Origin of the sequence: Agrobacterium sp. MCAB5, assembly GCF_052114365.1 — a bacterium.
In the GTDB taxonomy this organism is placed as follows: domain Bacteria; phylum Pseudomonadota; class Alphaproteobacteria; order Rhizobiales; family Rhizobiaceae; genus Agrobacterium; species Agrobacterium tumefaciens.
In genome coordinates, this window is the sequence record NZ_JBFREP010000012.1 from 69,261 (window position 1) to 90,067 (window position 20,807).

A 20,807-nucleotide genomic window follows, 5' to 3' on the forward strand; every position below is an offset into this window, starting at 1 on the left:
GAAGCGCCAATTGCGTATCGACCACTACCTGCATCGAAGTGCGGAGCGCCATGCCGGCAAGACGGCGCTGGTGGCCGGTGAGACGCGCCTGAGTTACGGCGAACTCAAGACGATGAGCGAGGCTTTCGCCACTGCTCTGATAGCGCGAGGCGCAAACCCGGGAGACCGTGTCGTCCTTGTGCTGGACAATGGCTGGCGCATGGCGGTTGCGGTTTTCGGTTGCTGGATGGCGGGCGCTGTTGCCTGCCCCATCAACCCATCGTCCAAGGCCGCACGCCTTTCGCAAATTCTGGACAGTTGTACGCCCTTTGCGGTGGTTGCCGAGGCCCGGCTGGAAAAGGTCGTTTCGGATGCGGCCGGTTCTTCTCCGTTGTTGCGCATCGTTTCCGGCGCGCCAAACCCAACGGCCGATGGTGTCGATTTTGACGCGATGCTCGAGGAACCGATAGGCGCGCTGCCGCAAAACCTGCTCGATACCGATCTGGCAGTAATCATCTATACATCTGGCTCCACCGGCGAGCCAAAGGGCGTGATGCTGGCGCATGATAACATGGATGCGGCCGTCCGTTCGATTACCTCGTATCTCGGCAATAGGCCGGAAGATATTCTGCTCGGCGTATTGCCGCTTTCGTTCGGATATGGCCTGAACCAGCTGCTTTCCAGCGTTTTCGTCGGCGGTACGCTGGTGATCGAGAAATCCTTCGCCTATCCGCATCTGATTTTCGAGCGTATCCGCGACGAGCGGATCACGGGCTTCGCGCTGGTGCCGACCATGCTGTCCATCATGATGCAGACGCGCGATCTGTCGCCGGCGCTGTTTGAAAGCCTGCGCTACGTCACCGCTGCCGCTGCACCCCTGTCGCCCACCCATAGCGACTGGCTGCGGACCTTTCTGCCGCATGTGCACCTGTTTTGCATGTATGGCCAGACGGAGTGTACCCGTATCAGCTTTCTGCCGCCGGAAGACCTCGACAGGAAACGCGGTTCTGTCGGCATCGCCATTCCGGGCACTGCCATCGCGGTGGTGAACGAGGACGGAGACAGCCTGTTGCCCGCAGAGGTCGGCGAACTCGTGGTCAGCGGGCCGCACGTCATGCGTGGTTATTGGCGCAACGAGGCTGCCACAGCGCGCGCGCTGCGCGTTGATGCCGCAACGGGCCGGACGCGTCTTCACACCGGCGACCTGTTTACCTGCGATGCCGAGGGTTATCTCACCTTCGTTGCCCGCAAGGACGATATCATCAAGTCGCGTGGCGAAAAGGTTGCGCCGCAGGCGGTCGAGGCCGTTCTGCAAGCCATGCCGGGCGTCTCGGACGCATTGGTCGTCGGCGTTGCGCATGAGGTTTTCGGTCAGGCGGTGAAGGCGATCGTGATCGCATCCGACGAGGCGATCACCGCAAAAGACGTCATGCGCTACTGCGCTCTGCACCTCGAAACCCACATGGTGCCAACACTGGTTGAATTTCGCGATTTCCTGCCGACGACGGATACCGGCAAGGTCAGTCGTCGCCTCGCTGCTCAAGATACGGAGAACAATCGATGACGAACAATGCACAAAGCCTGCCTTTCTCGCCGCTTGAACTTGATGCGGCGGCGGAGGTAGAGCGTATCGCCGAAAAAATCCGCCAGTCGCTTCGTTTCAACCTGCGCAAGCGTGGGCTGGTGCTCGGCATTTCCGGCGGTATCGATTCCAGCGTCTGCGCCGCACTTGCCGTTCACGCGCTCGGGGCAGCAAATGTTATTGGCCTGTTCATGCCGGAAAACGATTCCGACCCGGAAAGCCTGCGCTTGGGGCAGGCTTTGGCGACGAAGCTGGGTATGGACTGCGTGCTGGAAGATATCGGCCCTTCGCTTGCCGCCATGGGTTGTTATGAAAGGCGCGATGGCTTCATCCGCGAGGTTGTCCCTGAATACGGGCCTGGCTGGGCCTCGAAGATCGTCTTCGACAACGCCATGAGCACCGGCGCCTATAATATTTCCTCGCTGGTCGTCCGTTCGCCATCGGGCGAAACGCGCAAGGTTCGCCTCTCCGCAAAAGCCTATCTCGGCATCGTTGCGGCGACGAATATGAAGCAGCGCACGCGCAAGCAGTTCGAATATTATCACGCCGACCGCCTGAACTTCGCGGTGCTCGGAACCCCGAACCGCCTGGAGTATGACCAGGGCTTCTTCGTCAAGAACGGCGACGGCGCTGCCGACATCAAGCCGATCGCCCATCTTTACAAATCACAGGTCTATCAACTCGCGGCCCATCTCGGCGTCCCGCAGGAAATCCGCTCCCGCCCGCCGACAACGGACACCTATTCCATGCCGCAGACGCAGGAAGAGTTCTATTTCGCGCTTCCTTACGACAAGATGGATATCTGCCTCTACGGTCTGGAACACAGCATGCCTGCAACCGAGATCGCCACGGCGACCGGGTTGACGGAGGACAATGTCCGGTTCGTCTGGACCGATATCGCCGCCAAGCGAAAGGTTGCGCACTATCTGCACCACGCCCCTATCCATTTCCATGAGGGCGCTCAGGCGAAATCCTGAAATTGTTCCAAGCGGCGCCGGCCTGGGCGATCAGGCTGGCGTATGAAACAAACCTCGATATGAATATGTAGCCGCGCCCGCCAGCAGGAGAGCTGTGAAAGCGGTATGCGGGCGGCAATTACATTTGTTAGTCAAGGCGTTAGGATTGGCAGTGCTTCGCCACCATTCAGTCCGCTGCGAATTCGCACGCCAACAGGGTCTTGTCGCCAAGTGCCGCACCTTCGCGCGCCACAATGGAGACTTTTCCCGGCCCAGCCAGACCTTCAGGCGGCTGATGGTCCTGCGGAAGCTGCCGGGCATAACCCTTGCTCGATGTACCCATCAGGTCTGAAGTTTCTGGTTTCAAATCATATTTCGCTGCCAGAGCATCGGCACGCTGGCCCTTGATCAAAACACCGACTGCACCATTGGCGAAGAAGACTTCGTCACTCTCAAACCCATCGCGGCCGATCTGGTTCGGAAGCTTATAGATAGCCGCACCCAAAGACGATGTGTCGGCCTTTGCAAGTTTTTCGGCGGCATCATAAATTTCGGTCGCCGATGTCATCGAATAGGGCGGATTGCACAGGGCCGCATCATAGAATGCGGGATCGATTTCGGCAGCCAAAGCGCTACCGGCATGAAGCGCAGTAATGGCTACGGACATTACGACGGTGCCGCGAAGGAAAGGTGTGAATGCAAACATTGGCGTCCCTTAGAATTTGCCTGTCGTCCGTTTGAAGAGATTGCGTCAGGCTTTGCCATTCCTTGGAGCACCATAATTCACGCCCTGTCGATATACGCGAAGCGTTTTCCCCAGCTCGCCAGAACAAAACTCGTCATCCGACCGCAAGGAAAGCGGGGCGGAAGACGGCATTTCCATAGCGGGAATGAAAATGCTCTGTTGTTGCTAGCCCGGCCGATTCAATACAGTTTGGCCGGCTTCGTGTTTGACAATCCGCAGCATGGGCTGCCCGCCCATCTCGGCGGATTCAAACCGGGCAAGAAGGTCGAATGAGGTTACGGCTTCGCCCGCCTTGAAGCACTTTCCGTGGACGGCGAGATGTCCAAGCCCAAATACGGCAAGAAGAGCCTCCGTCGGGTTATCCGACGACGTGTCGAAGAGCAAATTCGTTTGGCCGAAATGCTCGAGACCCGTAGTCCAGGCTCTGGTCGCGCCGTTCTCCCGGATCACGAAGGCGCCATAGGTAAGCATTGTTGCTGTCTGTTGCGGCTGATCCAGGTGACTGTTGGCGTAGCTCAGACAGTCGTCGAGATCGGTGCGGCCGACGATGAGGTCTAGATAATGCAACACAACGGCGCGCATCGGTGCAAGCTTGTGAATGCCGAGCAGGGTCATGGCGATCTCGTTATGTGCCACTGTGGGGTCGTCGTCATCCGCCACGATCATCAGTTTGAATTTCGCCTGATGGGTCGCACGGCACAGGTCATCATGCGCAGCTTTTGCATTGATGCAGAACGTGTTCGTCCAGTCGACTTCGACCCGCGCTACCGCAGGATAGTGAGCAGGAATTGCCAGCGTTCCCACCGCCTCGGGAATGCCAACGAAGACGCGGGTTCCGCCGCGAAAGCCGTCAAAGACGCCTTCGCTCTCCAGTTGCTCACATTCGTACCCTTCAAGGCCCCAGGCTTCGATCAGCGCCTCAGCCGACAGGGTGGGCAAATCGTCAAAATAGAGTGTTGCCGAAAAATATTGAACATTGTCGCTTGTCACTACGATAACCTCATATTTCCGCTGCACTAGTCCGGCCGTTTTCACAGGCGGCGATAGCCCATCTAGTCGATTTTTGCGACAATATGATTTGCGCCGTCGTCAGAGCGATTATTCACTGATGGCTCAGAACGGTAACCGTTCGAGATGATCCCGATGTGCCCATGTCAACACGACACAGTTCGCCCGTACAGGTCGACGATTGGCAAAAAACGGTCTGGTGGCTTTGCAGTCCCGCTTTATGCGGCAGCGCCAAGAAGTTCCGCCTGACGACGGATCGCAGTCTCGATCACATGCCACAGTGTTTCCGCAGCGGAGCGCATGCCGAGGATGGCAAGGCGGTCCGGCGCGCGCCGGATGACGAAAACGCTCATATGTTCCATGCCTGTGCGCGTGGCGGTCCCTTGCCCGAATACCGAGGGATCGAGGTTCACCAGCTTCTGCATGAGCGCGACAATCGGCGCCTCGCCTGCGTCGCTCTCGATTTCGAAGGCGACGAAGCCATCGGTCTGTTCCGTCACGGAACAGGAAGGGCAAAGGCTCGTGAGTTCTGCGGCGAAATCCGTTTCGGCCCGGTCTGCGGCCTCAATCAGCCATTGGCCCGGCCCCGTCCAAAAAGCTGAAACCGGGCCTTGCTGGACCCATTTTCCGGGACCCGGCAAGGTGAGGTCAAAGGGCACCGGTTCTTTGACGTTGCGGCGCAGGCTGAGCGATGCGAGGGCAAGCCCCGAATTTTCCTCAAGTCGCAACGTGCCATGGCGGGCGCGCCGCGAAGTTTGCGCGCCGAGTGCGGTTGTCGGCTTCAAATCAGGCACGGAGTCTCTCTCCCTCAGGGTCGATGAAATGGGGCGAGACCACACGCAATTCGACCGACTGTCCCTGCAAGGGGTTGGCCGCGACGATGATCTCTCCGATACGGTTTGCACCATCGGCAAGGAAACCAAGACCGATGCTGAAACCGAGGTTGGGCGAATAGCAGGCGGATGTGATCCAGCCTTGATCGGTCTCGGTATTCTGGCTGGCGCCGCGGGTAAACAGATGTGAACCTGACACCACAGGGTCCGTTGCCGCAAGCGGCTGCAGGCCGACGAGCACCCGGCTTTCGCCGACAAGCCCTTCGCGGCGAGTCATGACGGTACCAATCGCGTCTTTCTTGGCCGAAACCATCCTGCCCATGCCCAGCATCTGCGCCGTCGTCTGGCCGTTCAACTCGTTTCCGGCAGCATGGCCTTTTTCGATACGCATGACACCAAGCGCTTCCGTCCCGTAGGCGGTGGCTCCAAGATCCGCACCGATCTCCATCAGCCGGGACATCAGGGCATTACCGTAGCGGGCGGGGACTGCAATCTCGTAAGCAAGTTCCCCTGAAAACGAGATCCGGAACAGCCGTGCTCGCAATCCCCCGCAAACCGTCAGTTCGGCGCAGGCCATGAAGGGAAAGGCTGCGTTGGAAAGGTCGAAACCATCGACAATGCGTTCGATAAGGCGGCGGGCGTTCGGACCAGCGACTGCGAGCTGTGCCCAGGCATCCGTTGCCGAGATCAATTGCACATCCAATTCCGGCCACAGGCATTGGCGGGCGAATTCCATGTGACGATAGACCGGGCCGGCCTGGGCCGTGGTCGTGGTGACGATATAATGATCCTCACCCAGACGGGCACAGGTGCCGTCATCATAGGCGTGGCCGTCTTCCCGCAGCATCAGGCCGTAACGGACCATGCCGACCTTGAGGCTCTTCATTGCATTGCAGTAGAGACGGTCGAGAAATTCAGCCGCATCGGCGCCCTGAACATCCACCTTGCCAAGCGTCGTCACATCGCAGATGCCGACGCCCTTTCGGGTGGCCCGAACCTCGCGGTCGACGGATTGCCGCCAATGGGTCTCCCCGGCTTGAGGGAAATATTGGGCACGCATCCATTGACCGACTTCGACGAAAACGGCGCCATGTGCTTCAGCCCAGGCATGGCTGGGTGTCAGGCGGCGCGGACGGAAATGTGCGCCGGTGTCGCCGCCGCCGAGTACCGCCATCGAAACCGGCGTATAGGGAGGGCGAAAAATCGTCGTACCCGTATCCGGTATCGATTTGCCCGTCAGTTCGGACATGATTGCCAAAGCGGTGGCATTCGATGTCTTGCCCTGGTCAGTTGCCATACCAAGCGTGGTCCAGCGCTTGAGATGCTCGATGGGCCGCATGTTTTCCTGATGGGCGAGCTTGATGTCCTTGACCGTGACGTCGTTCTGGAAATCGACCCAGGCGCGCCCTTTCCCCGGCACATGCCACAGGGGCTTGATGCCGATTTGCGTATCCTCGGCCTCCGGCAGGGCTGGCCTGGATGCGGCAATCCCCATTTGCTCCAGAGCCGTTATGGCAGCGGATGCACCGGAGATCAGCGCCGCCCCTGTGCTGCCTTTGCCGGCCGCCGCCCCTGCAACGAGCATATGCGAGGGTACGTCGCCGGGCAGGAATGCCTGTAGCCCGTCATCCCATAACGGGCGACCGCGCTGGTGCGATGTAAGATGAACATTGGGGTTCCAGCCCCCGGAGATACCAAGCGCACCGCAATCGATGGTTTCGTCATAGCCATCCTTGCGGACAGCGATGGAAACCAACCCCAGCCTGCCTTTGCTGCCGGTAACTGTCGCCCCCGCAATCAGGCGGTATTCCGCAAGCGCCCGCGCATCCGGGCGCGGATCGATGACTGCGGCGATCTCGACACCTTTCGCAGCCAGGTCGACAGCGGTCCGATGGCCGTCATCGTTATTGGTGAAGATTGCGACCCTGCCTGCCGGACTGACTGCCCAACGATTGGCATAGGCACGCAGCGAACCGGCAAGCATGATCCCCGGCCGGTCGTTATTTTTAAACGGGATATGCCTCTCTGTCGCCCCGGCGGCAAGCACCGTGCGCTTTGCAGTGATGCGCCAGAGGGACTGGCGTACGCCCTTTGGTGCGGCAAGATGGTCGGAAACCCGCTCGACCGCACCGAATATGCCATGGTCGAATGAGCCGAAAACCGTGGTGCGGCGCATGACGCGCAGGTTCGGCAGGGTTGAAAACTCCGCCTCTAGCGTTCCGATCCAGTCGGTTGCAGGGGCGCCGTCGAGCAGGTGGCTCTCTGCAAGCAGGCGACCTCCGAGGCGATTGTCCTCGTCCGCCAGAATAACCTTGGCACCGGCACGCGCCGCAGTCAGGGCAGCAGCCAGACCGGCGGCTCCGGCGCCGATGACCAGCAGATCGCAGTGAAGGAACCCCTTGTCGTAACTGTCGGGGTCCGGTTTCATCGACAGGCTTCCAAGTCCCGCAGCTTTGCGAATGGCGGGCTCATAGAGCTTTTCCCAGAATGCCTTCGGCCACATGAACGTTTTGTAGTAAAAGCCTGCGGTCAGGAAATCGGCAAACAGATCATTGATCGCAAGGGCATCGAAAGCCAGGGACGGCCAGCGGTTCTGGCTTTTCGCCTCCAGCCCGTCGAACAGTTCGACCGTCGTGGCGCGGGTATTCGGCTCCAGCCGCGATCCCGTGCGCAATTCGACCAGCGCATTCGGCTCTTCTGAGCCGGCAGAGATCACGCCTCTGGGGCGATGATATTTGAAGCTGCGCCCCATCAGGCGGACATCGTTTGCCAGAAGTGCCGAGGCGAGCGTGTCGCCGGGATGCCCCTGATAATTCTTTCCATCGAAGGTGAAATGCAGCACCTTGCTGCGGTCGATCAAGCCGTCCTTCAGTCTCATGCTTCATCTGCCTTCTGACGGAGCGCTACCTCGTTTGCGAGCTCCGCTCCGAGGATTTCATGGGTGACGGTGTTTCGCGTGACCACGAGCCAGCTGCGATCACCCTGTTCGTGAAACCACAGTTCCCGATGCAGGCCGGCGGGATTGTCACGCAGATAGACATAATCGTTGAAGTCTTTCGCAGCACTCTCGGCCATTCCGTCCGGGCGACGCAACAGGGCGGCATCGCCGAGATAGGTGAATTCCTGAGCGTCGCGCGGCCCGAGCAGTGGGTGAGGGATCAGCATTGTTCAAGCCTCAGTGAAGGTTCGGTTGGGCGCCGGCGCCCTTTTCGTCGATGACATAGCCCTTTTCGAACCGGTCGAGCCGGTAGGCCTTGGCCGTATCATGCGGGGTATCCGTGGCCAGCAGATGAGCGAATGCATAGCCGCTGGCCGGCGTCGCCTTGAAGCCGCCGTAACACCAGCCGGCATTGAGATAGAGGCCCTTCACCGGCGTGTGGTCGATGATCGGTGAACCGTCCATCGACATATCCATGATGCCGCCCCAGATGCGCAGCAGGCGCGCCCGGCCGATCATCGGCATCAGCGCCATGCCGCCCTCGGCGACATCTTCGATGACGGGCAGATTGCCGCGCTGGGCATAGGAATTATAGCCGTCGATATCACCACCGAAGACCAGGCCACCCTTGTCGGACTGGCTGACGTAGAAATGGCCTGCTCCGAAGGTTATGACGCCGGGTATGGTCGGCTTCAGCCCTTCCGAAACGAAGGCTTGCAGCACATGGCTTTCAATCGGCAGACGCATGCCCGCCATGGCCATGACGCGGCCGGTCGATCCCGCCACGGCGACGCCTACCTTTCCGGCACCGATGTAGCCACGGCTGGTTTCCACGCCCTTGATCGTTCCATCCTCGATGCGAAATCCCTGGACTTCGCAGTTCTGGATAAGATCGACCCCTGCCAGATCGGCGCCGCGCGCGTAACCCCAGGCAACGCCATCGTGGCGGGCAGTTCCAGCGCGGCGCTGGTAAAGGCCGCCCTTGATCGGAAAGCGTGCATTGTCGAAATTGAGAAACGGGATCATGGCGCGGAGATCGTCTTGCGCTAGCAGTTGCGCGTCCGCACCGGCCAGCAGCATGGCGTTGCCGCGACGGCGGTAGGCATCGCGCTGCGCGTCGGTGTGGAACAGGTTCACAATGCCGCGCTGGCTTACCATCGCATTGAAATTGAATTCCTGTTCAAGCCCTTCCCAGAGTTTCATTGAAAATTCGTAGAATGGCTCGTTTCCGGGCAGCAGATAGTTTGAGCGGATGATCGTGGTGTTGCGCCCAATGTTTCCCGATCCCAGCCAGCCTTTTTCCAGAACGGCGATCCGCGACTTGGAAAAGGTTTTGGCTAGATAGTAGGCCGTTGCAAGTCCATGACCGCCACCGCCAACAATGATGAAATCGTAATGAGGTTGCGGATCGGGGTTCCGCCACAGTGGGTGCCAGCCCTTGTGGCCGGTCAGGGCCTGTTTGAAAACCTGGAGAGCCGAATAGCGCAAATCTGTGTTCCTCGAAAACAGGGCGGTTGTCCAAGTTTATAGCGCGATACCGGACGATTTTTTTATCCGTGACGGACGCATTATTGTCCAATTTGGCCAATTCGGCTAAGCTTGTCCTGGGGATTGTCTTGGAGCAGGTCATGCACGCCGAAGGGTCGATGTCGATCGGGTTCATACTCATTGAGGGTTATGCGCTGATGTCGTTGGCTGCGGCGGTTGAGCCGCTGCGCGCGGCCAATCACCTTGCCGGCAAAACGCTCTACCATTGCCGGTTTTATTCGGCGAATGGCGGGTTTGGCGCATCCACGTCAGGCGGAGGTTTTGATACCGCGCCCGTTTCGCGGGCTTTGTCTGAGAAGCTGGATCTGGTCTTCATCGTCGCGGGCGGAAATCCCATGCTCTATGAAGATCCGGCACTTGTGCGAAACCTGCGCACGCTCAACCAGCGGGGTGTCAAGCTCGGAGGCATTTCCGGCGGCGCGGCGATCCTTGCCAAATCCGGTCTGATGACGGGCAGACGTTTTACCGTTCACTGGACCCACATCGATCCGCTTAGTGAATATGCCAGCGATCTCCTGATCGAGCGTGCGCTCTACGTCATCGATCGCGATCGTTACACTTGCGCGGGCGGCGTTGCCGCCATTGACATGATGGGGGCTTTTATTGCGAAAGACCATGGTTCTGCCTTCGCGCGCGATGTCAGCGAATGGTTCATACATCCGCGTTTGAGAACGGCCGATGAGCCTCAGTTGGGCCGCGCCGGCCAACGTTTCAACGTCCACCACCCGGTACTCGAAGCTGCCATTGAACTCATGGCGACCCATGTTGCGGATCCCCTGTCGCCGGAGCAGCTGGGCCAATTGTGCGGCAGCAGTATTCGCCAGCTCCACCGCCTGTTTTCCAGCCATTTCGACCAGTCCATGATGTCTTTTTACCGTGGTCTTCGGCTGGCAAAGGCGGATGAGCTGCTGCAGCAGACCTCGCTTTCGATCGTTGACGTGGCCTTGCTGACGGGGTTCTCGACCGCTGCCCATTTCACCCGTTGCTACACCCAGAAATACGCCGTCCCGCCCAGCAGAAGGCGTCGTGCCGGGAGAGATTTCGAGCAGCCGTCCGATGGTACCTGACGCCCTACCGGAACAGCGTGCGGTTTTTGCGGTGACACTTCGGCAAGGCAGTGCGTCATGCCTGACGTGAAAGGGCCGTTTCGCGCTCCGCATCATGGATCAAGCCCATGATACCCTCGCTCATATCGGCATAGACGCCATTGTTTTCGACCACGCCTTTAACCCGATAGCGGTCCATGACAACAATGCGGTCGGCCACTGCCACCATCTCCGGCATGTCACTGGTAATGACGAGAATGGCGGTGCCGCTGTCTGCAAGCTCGCGCAGCAGATCGTGCAGATAGGCCTTGGTCTTGATGTCGATGCCAACAGAAGGTTCGTCTACGATCAGCAGCTTCACGTCGGCGGCAAGCCACTTGGCGACGCTGATCTTCTGCTGGTTGCCGCCGGAAAGATTACCCACGGTCTGGCTCAGGCTCGGCGTCTTCACCTCAAGTTTCTGCAGGAAAGGGGTGACCGCCGCACGGATGCGGCTGTCGGAAAGCACGCCGAATGCGTTTGAGAGCTTGCGCCAGATGGGAACGCCCGCATTGGCGAGAACGGAATGCTGGAGAATGAGGCCGTCACCCTTGCGGTCCTCGCTGACATAACCGACGCCGTATTCGTGGATGGCTTCGGCAACGGAGCGGATGCGGGCCGGGCGATCTTCGATCCGGACTTCGCCTTCCGTGACGGCGAATTTACCCATGATCGATTTTGCCAATTCGGTGCGCCCCGCGCCCACCAGCCCGTAAAGGCCGACGATTTCACCCTTGCGCACGGAAAGACTGACATCGCGATGGCCGATTGCGGTAGAGACACCTTTGAGTTCAAGCACCAGCGGATTGTGCTCGACCGCGCGTTTGCGCCAGCCACCGCCGCCTTCGGCACGGCCAATCATCAGGCGCACCAGGTCCTGGCGTCCGAGACCTTCCATAGACCGGCTTTCGCAGGCGTTTTCGCCATCTCGCAGAACCGTTACCCGGTCGCAGATATCCAGAACCTCTTCCAGCTTGTGGCTGACGAAGACAAGGCTTGCGCCATCATCGCGCAGGCGGCGCAGAATGCGGAAGAGGTTGTCCGTTTCGCTCGGGGTCAGCGATGTCGTGGGTTCGTCGAGCAAAAGAACCCGGCTTTGCAGGGAAAGCGCCTTCGCAATTTCCACGAGCTGCATTTGCGCGACGGAAAGCTCGGATACCGGCATCGCCGGATCGACTTCCAGATTGAGAGCCTGCAGCCAGCGGCGTGCGTCGCGGTTCAGCGCGGCGTAGTCGATGGGTTTGAGATAGTGCGCCCCAAGCTTTTCCATGTGGATATTCTCGGCAATCGAGAAGCGCGGGATGAGGTTGCGTTCCTGATGGACGACACCGATGCCGCGGGCAATGGCCTCGCGCGGGTTGCCGAAGCGTACTTCCTGCCCATCGACAAGGATCTGGCCGCTGCTCTGATGGTGGACGCCGGTAATGACCTTGATCAACGTCGATTTGCCGGCGCCGTTCTCACCCAGCAACGCGTGGATCGATCCCGGCTCCAGCGAAAGATTGACGCCCTTGAGCGCCCGAACGCCGGGAAACACTTTTTCGATGTTGCGCGCCTGAAAAACAGGTTGCTTGTCCATGATGTCAGGCCTTTCCTGTCTTTTTGCCGAGATGCGTTTCGCGCAGGCGGTTGATGCCGACGGCGGCGAGGATCATTGCGCCAAGCACCACCTGCACGAGGAACGGATCGATGGAGAACAGCACGAGTGCCTGCGTGATGATGGCGACGATGACGACGCCGAGCAGGGTCGCCCCGACGCTGACATGCCCGCCAGCCAGTACGGCACCGCCGATAACGGGTGCGGCAAAGGACAGGATGAGCCAGTCATCGCCAATGGAAGGCTGGCCGATCTGCAGGCGGGATACGAGCAGAATGCCGGCGACCGACGCCAGAAGGCCGGAAATGCCGTGCGCCACAATCATTGTCGTGCGGATCGAAATGCCGGAAAGCTCTGCCGCATGGCTGTTGCCGCCAATGGCAAGGATGAAGCGGCCTATCGGCTGGCGGCGCAGCATGAACCACAGCGCGAATGCGATGATGATGGTGGGTGCTGCGAGCCACGGAACTGGGCCGACGAGCAGCGCCGAGCCGAAGGCTTTCACCGATTCCGGCACGCCGTAGAACGGCTCCGCCCGGGTGATGCCAAGGTTGATACCCTTGTAGATCGACAGCGTCGCCAGTGTGATGACGAAGGCGGAAATGCCGGTGATGGCAATCAGCAGACCGTTGAGCATGCCGCAGACAACACCGATCAGCACCGCGGCAATGGCGGCCACCGGTGCCGGAAACCCCCGGACCTGCATCAGTCCCGCAAAGGAGATTGCCGCCAGTCCGCCGATTGCGCCCACGGACAGGTTCATCTGGCCAATGGCAATGATGATCATCTGGGAAAAGGCGATGAGCGCATTGACCGCAATTGCAAGAAGCAGAATCTGGATGTTGAAGGAAGAGAGGAAGTTGGGGCTGAAGCTGCGGATAAGCGCGATTGCCAGCGCCGTGACCAATAGGGGGCCGAACCAGTCGGTTCTGGCAAGGCGTAGAAGGGTGTTGTCGGTCTTCATCGTCCAGTCCTCAAGCCAGGTTGCGTCGGGCGAGATAGCTTCGCCGCGCCTTGTCCATCAAAACCGCTAGCAACAGCAGCAGGCCGAGAAATGTCTGGACCCAGAATTCACCGAGCTGAAGCAGCAGCAGGCCGCTGGTGAGCATGGTGACCAAAAGTGCGCCAAGACAGGTGCCGAGCACCGAAACTTTGCCGCCCTGCAAAAGCGTGCCACCGAGAACCGGGCCGAGAAAAGCTGGCAGAAGCCAGTCCTGCCCAAGCTGGCCTGCCATGGAAGGAATGGCGGCGCCCGTGCGCGTCACCAGCATCAGGGCGGCGAGTGCTGCAAGCAGGCCCGACAGCACGTGACAGGCAATGAAGATACGGTCGACCCGAATGCCGGAAAGTTCCGCCGCTTCCGGGCGCGCGCCTGCCGCCAGCATTTCGCGGCCAAGAACGGTGCGCCGGTAGAGAAAGGACAGGGCGAGCGCCGTTGCAAGCGTGACGAGAAGCAGCGGCGAGAAATAGGTCGCGAGCTTCATTTTTCCGAAGGCTGCGAAGATCGGCGGTAGGCCACGGTAGGCCTCGGCGCGCGTCAGGAAGATCATCACGCCGAAAAAGATGCTCATGGTGGCAAGCGTGATGATGAAGCTGTGCAGCCCCGTGCGGATGACGGTCCAGCCATTGACGAAACCGAGCGACGCGCCGGTGGAGAGACCGCCAATGAGGGCGAGCGGCCACGGCACGCCAAGCACCTCGATCAGATAACCACAGGCCATGGCCGCCGAGACGCCGATCGCTCCAACGGCAAGATTAAGGCCGCCGGTCACGATCACCGCCATCATCGACAGGCCGATCATGATGTTGATCGCGGCACTGCGACCAAGCGTGAACAGATTGAAAGGCGAAAGGAAGCCGCTGGCCGCGACGCCGAAAATGACGGCGAAGACGACGATCAGCAGAATGAGGCCGAATTCATTGGTCAGAAAAAAGCGGCCTTGCGAAAGGCTGGACCCCATTCGTCTGTCGCCCTCCTGCGAGCCCTTTGTGAGCAAAGTATCGTTCACGGTCATGAAACTGTCCCGGTATTGGTTCGCCCGAAGCGCCTGCGCGGGTCGCCTGGTCATTGCGCTGCCGCCTGAAAGAATATTTTCTGGCGGGGCAGATTGCCGGGCGCGGTCGTTTGCCGCCCGGCAATCGCTCGAGGCATGATTAGTTGCAGCTCAGATAGGTCGTATCGAAGTTGGTGAGCAGCTTTTTGGTCTCGGCGCGCATGGCATCGATGTAGTTGTCCACCTTGGCGGCATCGACATAGGCGGTGCCGGAATCGATGAACTTGGTCGTCAGCGCATTGGATTTGAACGGCGCATCTTCCTTCACCTTGCAGCCGGCCTGAAGTTTGCTCAGTGCAAACGCGCCGATATAACCCTGGCCATAGGGGTTCTGAAGCATCGTGCCGTCGACGAAACCGTCCTTGATCGCTTTCAGCACGACTTCGTCGTGGTCGATGCCGACCATGTGGATGCGCTTGTCGCCGATCTTGCGCAGTGCGTTGGAGGCAACGACCGCAGGAACCCAGGCTGTGGTCACGATGCCGTCCACTTCGGAAGCGTGGGCGGCCAGGTAGGCGCTGATCTTTTCTTCCGCCGGTTCCGGCGCGTCGATATCGGCGATGACCTGAACGACCTCGGCGCCGGCTTCGTCAGCTGCCTTTTTCACGGCATCGATACGAAGCTGGGTGTTGGGGTCAACAAGGAAGCCGGTGAAATGGGCGATGCGTTTTTTGCCCGTTCCCATCGCCTTGATCAGCTCCTTGGTGCCGAGATAAGCGGAATTACCGGTGTCGGTACCAAGGCAGAAGGCGGCGGGCGAGGGGTCCTTGAAGCATCCGGCGCCAGCAATCACATTCGCGCCGTTGCCGGTCAGTTCCTCTGCTGTCGAGACCGCGCCGACGGGATCGCCTGGGAAAATCAGGAAGCCGTTATAACCTTGGCTCAGAAGGCTTTCGAGAAGCTGGTTCTGCTGTGCCAGTTCCCACTTTTGCGGCACCTTATAGTCGGCGCCAGCCAGGCCGAAGTCCTTGGCCGCGTCCTTGCCGGCCTGTTCCCAGGCGGCGAAATAAGGGTGCGGACCGCCCGGAACGAGGGCGATCTTGCTGGCGTCCGCCGCCTGCGCGACACCGCACGCTCCCGCGCCGATGATTGCGGCAGCGACGAGGCTGCGCATGAAATACGTCATGTTTTTCTCCTCCATGAAACGGCCTGCTCCTTAAAAAAAGCGACTGGAACCTCCCTTAATCGCTCTTTCTCCCAACAGCCGACTTGCGTAAGCGCCATGGACACTAGTATACTTGTATCCAAGTAGCAATGAGATTTTCACGACCGCCTTTTGAAGGGGAGCGTTCATGACGAAAAACACCACTGCCGGTTTCACTGGGCGCGGCGCTCATCAAGAGGCCCCCGGCTCCGGAATCGAAAGCGTGGAGCTTGTGGTCAATCGTTATGGCTCGGTTGCCGATCAGGTTCATGCGGCGTTGCGTCAGGCGATCGTCGAGGTCCGCCTAGCGCCCGGGGCACCGATCAGTGAAAACTCGATCTGCCGTCAGTTTTCGGTGTCGCGCACCCCGGTGCGTGCCGCGATCCAGCGCCTGTCGGAAGAGGGTCTTGTGGACGTCTATCCGCAACTCGGCAGCTTTGTTGCGCCGATCAGGCTTGGCGAAATTCAGGACAGCCATTTTATCCGCCGTTCACTCGAAGTGGCTTTGCTGCGCGAAGTCGCGCCGAAGTGGACGAAAGAAATGAGCCGTACGATGCGCGACGTCATCGCCGAGCAGGAAAGAGTGATTGCCGCCAACGACGCATCTGGCTTCTTCCATGCCGACGAGGCGTTTCATCGCCTGCTTGGCACGTTTTCCGGTCGCGAAGGTGTCTGGCAGGCGATCCTTGCCGCCAAGGTGACCCTGTCGCGGTTCCATCGTTATTGGGCAAAGCCGGAACGATTGCCCGCCGTCATCGAAGAGCATCTGGCAGTCGTGGATGCTCTCGACCGTGGCGATGCCGAAGGTGCGGAAAAGGCGCTGGTGACGCATCTGGATATGGTTTTCGTGATCTACGAACAGTTGCCTGAAGAAGAGCGGAAGCATTTGTCCATTTGATAGTGGACGTGGAGGAGACAGAATGGAACTGAAACACAAGACGGCGCTCGTGACAGGCGCTTGTGGCGGCATCGGCCGTGCCGTGGTTGCGGCGCTGGTCGCGCAAGGGGCGAGGGTAATCGCCTTCGATCGCGACATCGAAGCTGTTGCGGCGCTTGCGGAGGGGTTTGGCGGTGCTTGTGATCCCGTCGCTGTCGATCTCGGCGATGCGACGGCGCTGCAGGCCGTCATGAAAGATGTCGCCAACCGTTTCGAGGTCATAGACATTCTCGTCAACAATGCCGGTGTGCTGTCGCCGCACAAGCTAGGAGCGACCACGCTTGATGACTGGCACAGGCTGATGGCCGTCAATCTCGATGCCGCCCTGCTGCTGACGCAGGCCGTCGTTCCCGCCATGAAGGAAAACCGCTGGGGGCGGCTGATCAACATCTCGTCCTATGCCTGGAAGTCCGGCGGCCTGACGGCGGGCACGGCCTATTCGGTCTCGAAATCGGCGCTGGTGGGCCTCACTTACTCGTCCGCTCGCGAACTTGCCCCTTTCGGCGTCACCGCCAATGCAGTCGCGCCGGCCTATGTGGTTTCGCCGATGATCATGGAGCAACTGTCAGAGGAAGACCGCCAGCGCCAGCTTGCAGCCATTCCGGTCGGGCGGTTCTGCCAGCCGGAAGAGGTGGCCCATACAGTAGGTTTCCTCGCCTCGCCGCTGTCCGGCTTCATGACCGGCACGGTCGTTGACATGAATGGCGGCCTGCAATTCGGCTGAGATACGGAGATAAATAACCATGACAGAACGCCTCTCGTCCCTTGCGTTGCAGCATCTGCCAAACGACGTCCTTTTGCCCGCCTATGATCGCAAAGCGGTGACACCGGGCATCGTGCATCTTGGCGTTGGCGCTTTTCACCGCGCCCATCAGGCCGTCTTCATCGATGATTGCCTGGCGCGGGGCGAAAGCGGCTGGGGCATTGTCGCTGCCTCGCTGCGCAGCCCCGATACTCGCGATGCCATCGCGCCGCAGGACAATCTCTATACATTCTGCCTGCGTGACGGTGAAAACGAAACGCTGCGGATTGTCGGTTCAATCCTCGAGACCATCGTCGCTCCTGAGGATCCGGAGCGGCTGCTGCAAGCCATGACCGATCCGCGGGTCAGAATCGTCACGTTGACGGTCACGGAAAAGGGTTACCTCGCCGATTTGTCGGCGGGCACGCTTCTTCGTGACCATCCCGATGTCGTTCATGATCTGGCGCATCCGCAAAAGCCGCGCTCCGCGCTCGGTTTTCTGCTGGAAGCGACAAGACGCCGGCGGGCCGCCGCGGCTGTGCCGCTGGCTTTGCTCTCCTGCGACAATCTTCCGTCCAACGGTCGCATCCTGCACCGTCTTCTGGTGGAGATGGCTGGTCTCACCGATAATGATCTCGCTGCCTTCATCGCGGAAAATCTCTCCTGCCCCTGCGTCATGGTGGACCGCATCGTGCCCGCCACCACCGCAACTGACCGCGAGCGTGTGACGGCGCGTCTCGGCTGCGAGGATGCCTGGCCGGTAATTGCGGAACCCTACTTCCGCTGGGTAATCGAGGATCGCTTTCCGCACGGTCGCCCCGGCATCGAGCTGTCAGGTGCCGAAATCGTTGATGAGGTCGAGCCGTATGAGCATATGAAGCTCAGGATGCTGAATGGCGCTCACACCGCCATGGCCGCAATCGGTCAATGCAGCGGGCTTGAGACGATCTCCGATATCTATGCCGATGCGCGTGTACGCGGTTACGTCGACCGTTACTGGCGGGAGGTTGGTTCGACATTGAGCCCGGCCGTCAGTGGTCCGGATTACGTTGCCGGTCTGCGCCAGCGTTTCGCCAACCCCGCCCTTCGTCATCGCGCCGCCCAGATCGCCTCTGACGCTTCACAGAAAGTGCCGCAACGCATTCTCGCGCCGCTTGCGGAGCTGCGTGCCGCAGGCGCGCCGCATACGGCCGCTCTTTTTGCGGTTGCGATGTGGATACGGTCCTGCGCAGCGCTGAACGAGCGGGGAGAGGCAATTGTCATGGCCGATCCGGCATTTTCCGAATGGAGTGCACCCATCGGCAACGGCGAAGAGCAGGACGCGGTCATCGACCGGTTTTTAACATTCCGTCGCGTCTTCGGGCCTGAATGGCAGGCGGATGAGGCATTCGTAACGGCGCTTCGGGCGGCCTATCGCGACATCGTCCAATACGGCGCGCTCGGCGCCATCGAACGGCATTTTTCGGAGGAGTAGAATATGAAGGAAACCTGGCGCTGGTTCGGTGAATCGGACCCCATCACCTTGCAGCATGTGCGGCAGACCGGCGCCAGCGGCGTTGTAACGGCGCTGCACCAGATCCCCGACGGCACGGCGTGGCCGGCCGAAGAGATCGCCAAACGCAAGGCGATGATCGAGGCGGCCGGCTTGGAATGGAGTGTCTGCGAATCCATTCCGATGGAACAGTCCATCAAGCGCGGCGATGCCGATGCGCCGAAGGCGATTGCGCGCTGGAAAGATACACTCTCCCGTCTCGGTCACGCGGGCGTTCCCGTCGTCTGCTACAATTTCATGCCGGTGGTGGACTGGACACGCACGAACCTGCGCTGGCAGGCACGCAATACCGGATTGGCGCTGCGCTTCGAAATGGCGGATTTCGTCGCCTATGACGTCTTCATCCTGAAGCGTGTTCTTGCTGCTGAAAATTACGATCCTGCCCTCGTGGCGCGAGCCGAAAAGCGTTTTGCGCAAATGAGCGAAGATGACCAGTCGCTTCTCGAGCGTAACATCATCGCCGGCCTGCCGGGCGGCGCCCTGGTGCAGACGCGCGAATCCATCGCCGCTCTGATTGCTTCGTTCGATGGCATCGACAGCGCGACCATGCAGGGCAATCTTCTGGCCTTTCTGAGAGAGGTCGTGCCGGTGGCGGAAGAGGTGGGGGTGCATCTCGGCATCCACCCTGATGATCCACCGTTCTCCCTGTTCGGCCTGCCGCGCGTTGTCTCGACACCTGCAGATATTCGCGCCATCCTCTCGGCCGTTGAAAGCCCGAACAATGGCATCACCCTTTGTACCGGCTCATACGGCGCCCGTAGCGACAATGATCTTGTGGCGATGGCACGGGAGTTCGCGTCTCGCATCAATTTCGCCCATCTTCGGAATGTGACCGTTGAAGCGGATGGTTCCTTCTTTGAGGACGATCATCTGGATGGCGGAACGGACATGATTGGAGTCATCGAGGCATTGTTGCGCGAGGAGCGGGCCGCCGCCAAGGCTGGCCGCCGCACCAATATTCCAATGCGGCCTGACCACGGCCATCTGCTGGGTGATGACATCACCAAAAAGACCAATCCCGGATATTCCTACATTGGCCGCATGAAGGGGCTCGGCGAACTCCGCGGCGTCATCCGCACCATTGAGCGCCAGCTTCGCCGCGAGGAGGGTACCGCATGAAAACCCGCAAACTTGGTCGCACGGCGCTGTCGCTGAGCGAACTTTCCTTCGGCGCGGCCGGTATCGGTAATCTCTATCGCAGCGTCAGCCGCGAAGATGCGATGGAGACGTTGCAAGCCGCCTGGGACGCCGGCATCCGCTATTTCGATACCGCACCCTATTACGGGCAGGGCCTTTCCGAACGCCGCCTCGGGGATTTTCTTCAGGGGAAACCACGCGACGAATTCGTGCTGTCCACCAAGGTCGGGCGGATCCTGAAACCGGCTGAAGCGGGCGTGACACCAGATTACGGTTTTGTCGATGCACTGCCTTTCGTGGTGGAATACGACTACAGCTATGATGGCATCATGCGCTCGCATGAACTGAGCCTCGCCCGGCTTGGTCTCGGTTCAGTGGATATTCTCTATGTCCACGACCTGGAGGAGACCACGCTTGGGGAAGAGGCCTATCGCCATCATTTCAGGATATTCACCGAAAGCGGCATCGAGGCCCTGCACGAGTTGAAGGCGACAGGCCGGATCGGCGCGTTCGGTCTTGGCGTGAATGAGGTTCCGGCTTGTCTGAACCTCATGGAGATAGACGAGATCGACTGCATTCTTCTGGCGGGTCGTTATACGCTGCTCGACCGGTCGGCTGCAGCAAAGCTGCTGGGGCGTTGTGCGGAAACCGGCACCTCGCTCGTCATCGGCGGCGTCTTCAACTCTGGCATTCTTGCGACGGGGGCAAGGCCGGGTGCGACTTTCAACTATAGTGAAGCAGCAGCAGATGTCATGGAGCGGGTGCGCGCCATGGAGGTCCACGCTGCCGGGCACGGGGTTGCACTTGCGGCCGCTGCCCTGCATTTTCCGCTACAAAATGCCGATGTCGCAAGTGTCCTGATCGGCACCGCAAAACCGGACAGCCTTTTGCGCAACCTGTCTATTTTCGAAACGGCCGTGCCGGATGCCGCCTGGGCGGGTTTCGACGCGCTCGCCCTCGAAAATTAACT

Annotated in this window: 18 protein-coding genes; 8 read left to right on the top strand and 10 right to left on the bottom strand. The window is 60.0% G+C overall.

All coding sequences use genetic code 11. The features are described from left to right. The first annotated feature begins 10 nt into the window (after nucleotides 1-10). Both AB4Z23_RS22835 and nadE read left to right on the top strand, forming a co-directional pair. Nucleotides 11-1,543 (top strand): class I adenylate-forming enzyme family protein, encoded by a 1,533-nt coding sequence (locus tag AB4Z23_RS22835; protein WP_013762222.1) that lies wholly within the window; start codon nucleotides 11-13, stop codon nucleotides 1,541-1,543. After that, the gene (gene nadE / locus AB4Z23_RS22840; protein WP_013762223.1) at nucleotides 1,540-2,538 is read left to right on the top strand and encodes an NAD(+) synthase; all 999 of its coding nucleotides are present in this window, start codon (nucleotides 1,540-1,542) and stop codon (nucleotides 2,536-2,538) included. Before AB4Z23_RS22835 ends, nadE begins: the two co-directional genes overlap by 4 nt. Nucleotides 2,539-2,704: 166 nt before the next feature. Here the strand turns inward: nadE and AB4Z23_RS22845 are convergent, their stop codons facing one another. From AB4Z23_RS22845 to AB4Z23_RS22870, 6 genes are all read right to left on the bottom strand, one after another. Further along, nucleotides 2,705-3,223 carry a hypothetical protein gene (locus AB4Z23_RS22845; protein WP_441360805.1) on the bottom strand — a complete coding sequence of 173 codons (519 nt, stop codon included), beginning with the start codon at nucleotides 3,221-3,223 and terminating at the stop codon, nucleotides 2,705-2,707. Between the two features lie 204 nt (nucleotides 3,224-3,427). Further along, the gene (locus tag AB4Z23_RS22850; RefSeq protein ID WP_336510095.1) at nucleotides 3,428-4,297 is read right to left on the bottom strand and encodes a hypothetical protein; all 870 of its coding nucleotides are present in this window, start codon (nucleotides 4,295-4,297) and stop codon (nucleotides 3,428-3,430) included. A 191-nt stretch (nucleotides 4,298-4,488) separates the two neighbouring features. Beyond that, entirely contained in the window at nucleotides 4,489-5,064 is a 576-nt protein-coding gene (locus AB4Z23_RS22855; protein ID WP_013762226.1) for a sarcosine oxidase subunit gamma, read from the bottom strand. Continuing rightward, nucleotides 5,057-7,981: a sarcosine oxidase subunit alpha family protein gene (locus AB4Z23_RS22860; protein ID WP_111782760.1), complete on the bottom strand. Its 2,925-nt coding sequence runs from the start codon at nucleotides 7,979-7,981 to the stop codon at nucleotides 5,057-5,059. The genes AB4Z23_RS22855 and AB4Z23_RS22860 overlap by 8 nt, the downstream gene beginning before the upstream one ends. Next, nucleotides 7,978-8,268 (bottom strand): sarcosine oxidase subunit delta, encoded by a 291-nt coding sequence (locus AB4Z23_RS22865; protein WP_003518230.1) that lies wholly within the window; start codon nucleotides 8,266-8,268, stop codon nucleotides 7,978-7,980. Before AB4Z23_RS22865 ends, AB4Z23_RS22860 begins: the two co-directional genes overlap by 4 nt. Before the next feature lie 10 nt (nucleotides 8,269-8,278). After that, on the bottom strand, nucleotides 8,279-9,529 hold the full coding sequence (locus tag AB4Z23_RS22870) for a sarcosine oxidase subunit beta family protein (protein WP_025595126.1): 1,251 nt from the start codon (nucleotides 9,527-9,529) through the stop codon (nucleotides 8,279-8,281). A gap of 140 nt (nucleotides 9,530-9,669) precedes the next feature. On the opposite strand from AB4Z23_RS22870, the gene AB4Z23_RS22875 reads away from it, so the two are divergent. Beyond that, nucleotides 9,670-10,656 (top strand): GlxA family transcriptional regulator, encoded by a 987-nt coding sequence (locus AB4Z23_RS22875; RefSeq protein WP_025595125.1) that lies wholly within the window; start codon nucleotides 9,670-9,672, stop codon nucleotides 10,654-10,656. 55 nt (nucleotides 10,657-10,711) lie between these two features. On the opposite strand, the gene AB4Z23_RS22880 is transcribed toward AB4Z23_RS22875, so the two are convergent. The 4 genes from AB4Z23_RS22880 to AB4Z23_RS22895 form a co-directional block, all read right to left on the bottom strand. Beyond that, nucleotides 10,712-12,253, bottom strand: a complete 1,542-nt coding sequence (locus AB4Z23_RS22880) for a sugar ABC transporter ATP-binding protein (protein ID WP_013762230.1) — start codon at nucleotides 12,251-12,253, stop codon at nucleotides 10,712-10,714. 4 nt (nucleotides 12,254-12,257) lie between these two features. Further along, the gene (locus tag AB4Z23_RS22885; protein ID WP_441360806.1) at nucleotides 12,258-13,235 is read right to left on the bottom strand and encodes an ABC transporter permease; all 978 of its coding nucleotides are present in this window, start codon (nucleotides 13,233-13,235) and stop codon (nucleotides 12,258-12,260) included. A gap of 10 nt (nucleotides 13,236-13,245) precedes the next feature. Next, on the bottom strand, nucleotides 13,246-14,286 hold the full coding sequence (locus AB4Z23_RS22890; protein WP_013762232.1) for an ABC transporter permease: 1,041 nt from the start codon (nucleotides 14,284-14,286) through the stop codon (nucleotides 13,246-13,248). Between the two features lie 139 nt (nucleotides 14,287-14,425). Then, a complete protein-coding gene (locus AB4Z23_RS22895) occupies nucleotides 14,426-15,466 on the bottom strand; it encodes a sugar ABC transporter substrate-binding protein (RefSeq protein ID WP_003518216.1) in 1,041 nt (346 codons plus the stop codon). Nucleotides 15,467-15,617: 151 nt separating this feature from the next. On the opposite strand from AB4Z23_RS22895, the gene AB4Z23_RS22900 reads away from it, so the two are divergent. The 5 genes from AB4Z23_RS22900 to AB4Z23_RS22920 are packed head-to-tail and all read left to right on the top strand — an operon-like array spanning nucleotide 15,618 to nucleotide 20,805. Next, entirely contained in the window at nucleotides 15,618-16,367 is a 750-nt protein-coding gene (locus AB4Z23_RS22900) for a GntR family transcriptional regulator (protein WP_003518215.1), read from the top strand. 22 nt (nucleotides 16,368-16,389) lie between these two features. Then, entirely contained in the window at nucleotides 16,390-17,130 is a 741-nt protein-coding gene (locus tag AB4Z23_RS22905) for an SDR family NAD(P)-dependent oxidoreductase (RefSeq protein WP_003518213.1), read from the top strand. Between the two features lie 19 nt (nucleotides 17,131-17,149). After that, the gene (locus AB4Z23_RS22910) at nucleotides 17,150-18,622 is read left to right on the top strand and encodes a mannitol dehydrogenase family protein (protein ID WP_441360807.1); all 1,473 of its coding nucleotides are present in this window, start codon (nucleotides 17,150-17,152) and stop codon (nucleotides 18,620-18,622) included. Nucleotides 18,623-18,625: 3 nt separating this feature from the next. Then, the gene (uxuA, locus tag AB4Z23_RS22915) at nucleotides 18,626-19,819 is read left to right on the top strand and encodes a mannonate dehydratase (protein ID WP_013762234.1); all 1,194 of its coding nucleotides are present in this window, start codon (nucleotides 18,626-18,628) and stop codon (nucleotides 19,817-19,819) included. After that, the gene (locus AB4Z23_RS22920; protein ID WP_065687434.1) at nucleotides 19,816-20,805 is read left to right on the top strand and encodes an aldo/keto reductase; all 990 of its coding nucleotides are present in this window, start codon (nucleotides 19,816-19,818) and stop codon (nucleotides 20,803-20,805) included. The genes uxuA and AB4Z23_RS22920 overlap by 4 nt, the downstream gene beginning before the upstream one ends. The last annotated feature ends 2 nt before the right edge of the window (nucleotides 20,806-20,807 follow it).

Excerpts from the sequence above, each read along its gene's own strand:
- AB4Z23_RS22885 (WP_441360806.1), bottom strand. The coding sequence starts at position 13,235 with ATGAAGACCGACAACACCCTTCTACGCCTTGCCAGAACCGACTGGTTC.
- AB4Z23_RS22860 (WP_111782760.1), bottom strand. The coding sequence starts at position 7,981 with ATGAGACTGAAGGACGGCTTGATCGACCGCAGCAAGGTGCTGCATTTC.
- AB4Z23_RS22845 (WP_441360805.1), bottom strand. The coding sequence starts at position 3,223 with ATGTTTGCATTCACACCTTTCCTTCGCGGCACCGTCGTAATGTCCGTA.
- AB4Z23_RS22865 (WP_003518230.1), bottom strand. The coding sequence starts at position 8,268 with ATGCTGATCCCTCACCCACTGCTCGGGCCGCGCGACGCTCAGGAATTC.
- AB4Z23_RS22905 (WP_003518213.1), top strand. The coding sequence starts at position 16,390 with ATGGAACTGAAACACAAGACGGCGCTCGTGACAGGCGCTTGTGGCGGC.
- AB4Z23_RS22875 (WP_025595125.1), top strand. The coding sequence starts at position 9,670 with ATGCACGCCGAAGGGTCGATGTCGATCGGGTTCATACTCATTGAGGGT.
- AB4Z23_RS22920 (WP_065687434.1), top strand. The coding sequence starts at position 19,816 with ATGAAAACCCGCAAACTTGGTCGCACGGCGCTGTCGCTGAGCGAACTT.
- AB4Z23_RS22880 (WP_013762230.1), bottom strand. The coding sequence starts at position 12,253 with ATGGACAAGCAACCTGTTTTTCAGGCGCGCAACATCGAAAAAGTGTTT.
- AB4Z23_RS22895 (WP_003518216.1), bottom strand. The coding sequence starts at position 15,466 with ATGGAGGAGAAAAACATGACGTATTTCATGCGCAGCCTCGTCGCTGCC.
- AB4Z23_RS22890 (WP_013762232.1), bottom strand. The coding sequence starts at position 14,286 with ATGACCGTGAACGATACTTTGCTCACAAAGGGCTCGCAGGAGGGCGAC.
- uxuA (WP_013762234.1), top strand. The coding sequence starts at position 18,626 with ATGAAGGAAACCTGGCGCTGGTTCGGTGAATCGGACCCCATCACCTTG.
- AB4Z23_RS22910 (WP_441360807.1), top strand. The coding sequence starts at position 17,150 with ATGACAGAACGCCTCTCGTCCCTTGCGTTGCAGCATCTGCCAAACGAC.
- AB4Z23_RS22900 (WP_003518215.1), top strand. The coding sequence starts at position 15,618 with ATGACGAAAAACACCACTGCCGGTTTCACTGGGCGCGGCGCTCATCAA.
- nadE (WP_013762223.1), top strand. The coding sequence starts at position 1,540 with ATGACGAACAATGCACAAAGCCTGCCTTTCTCGCCGCTTGAACTTGAT.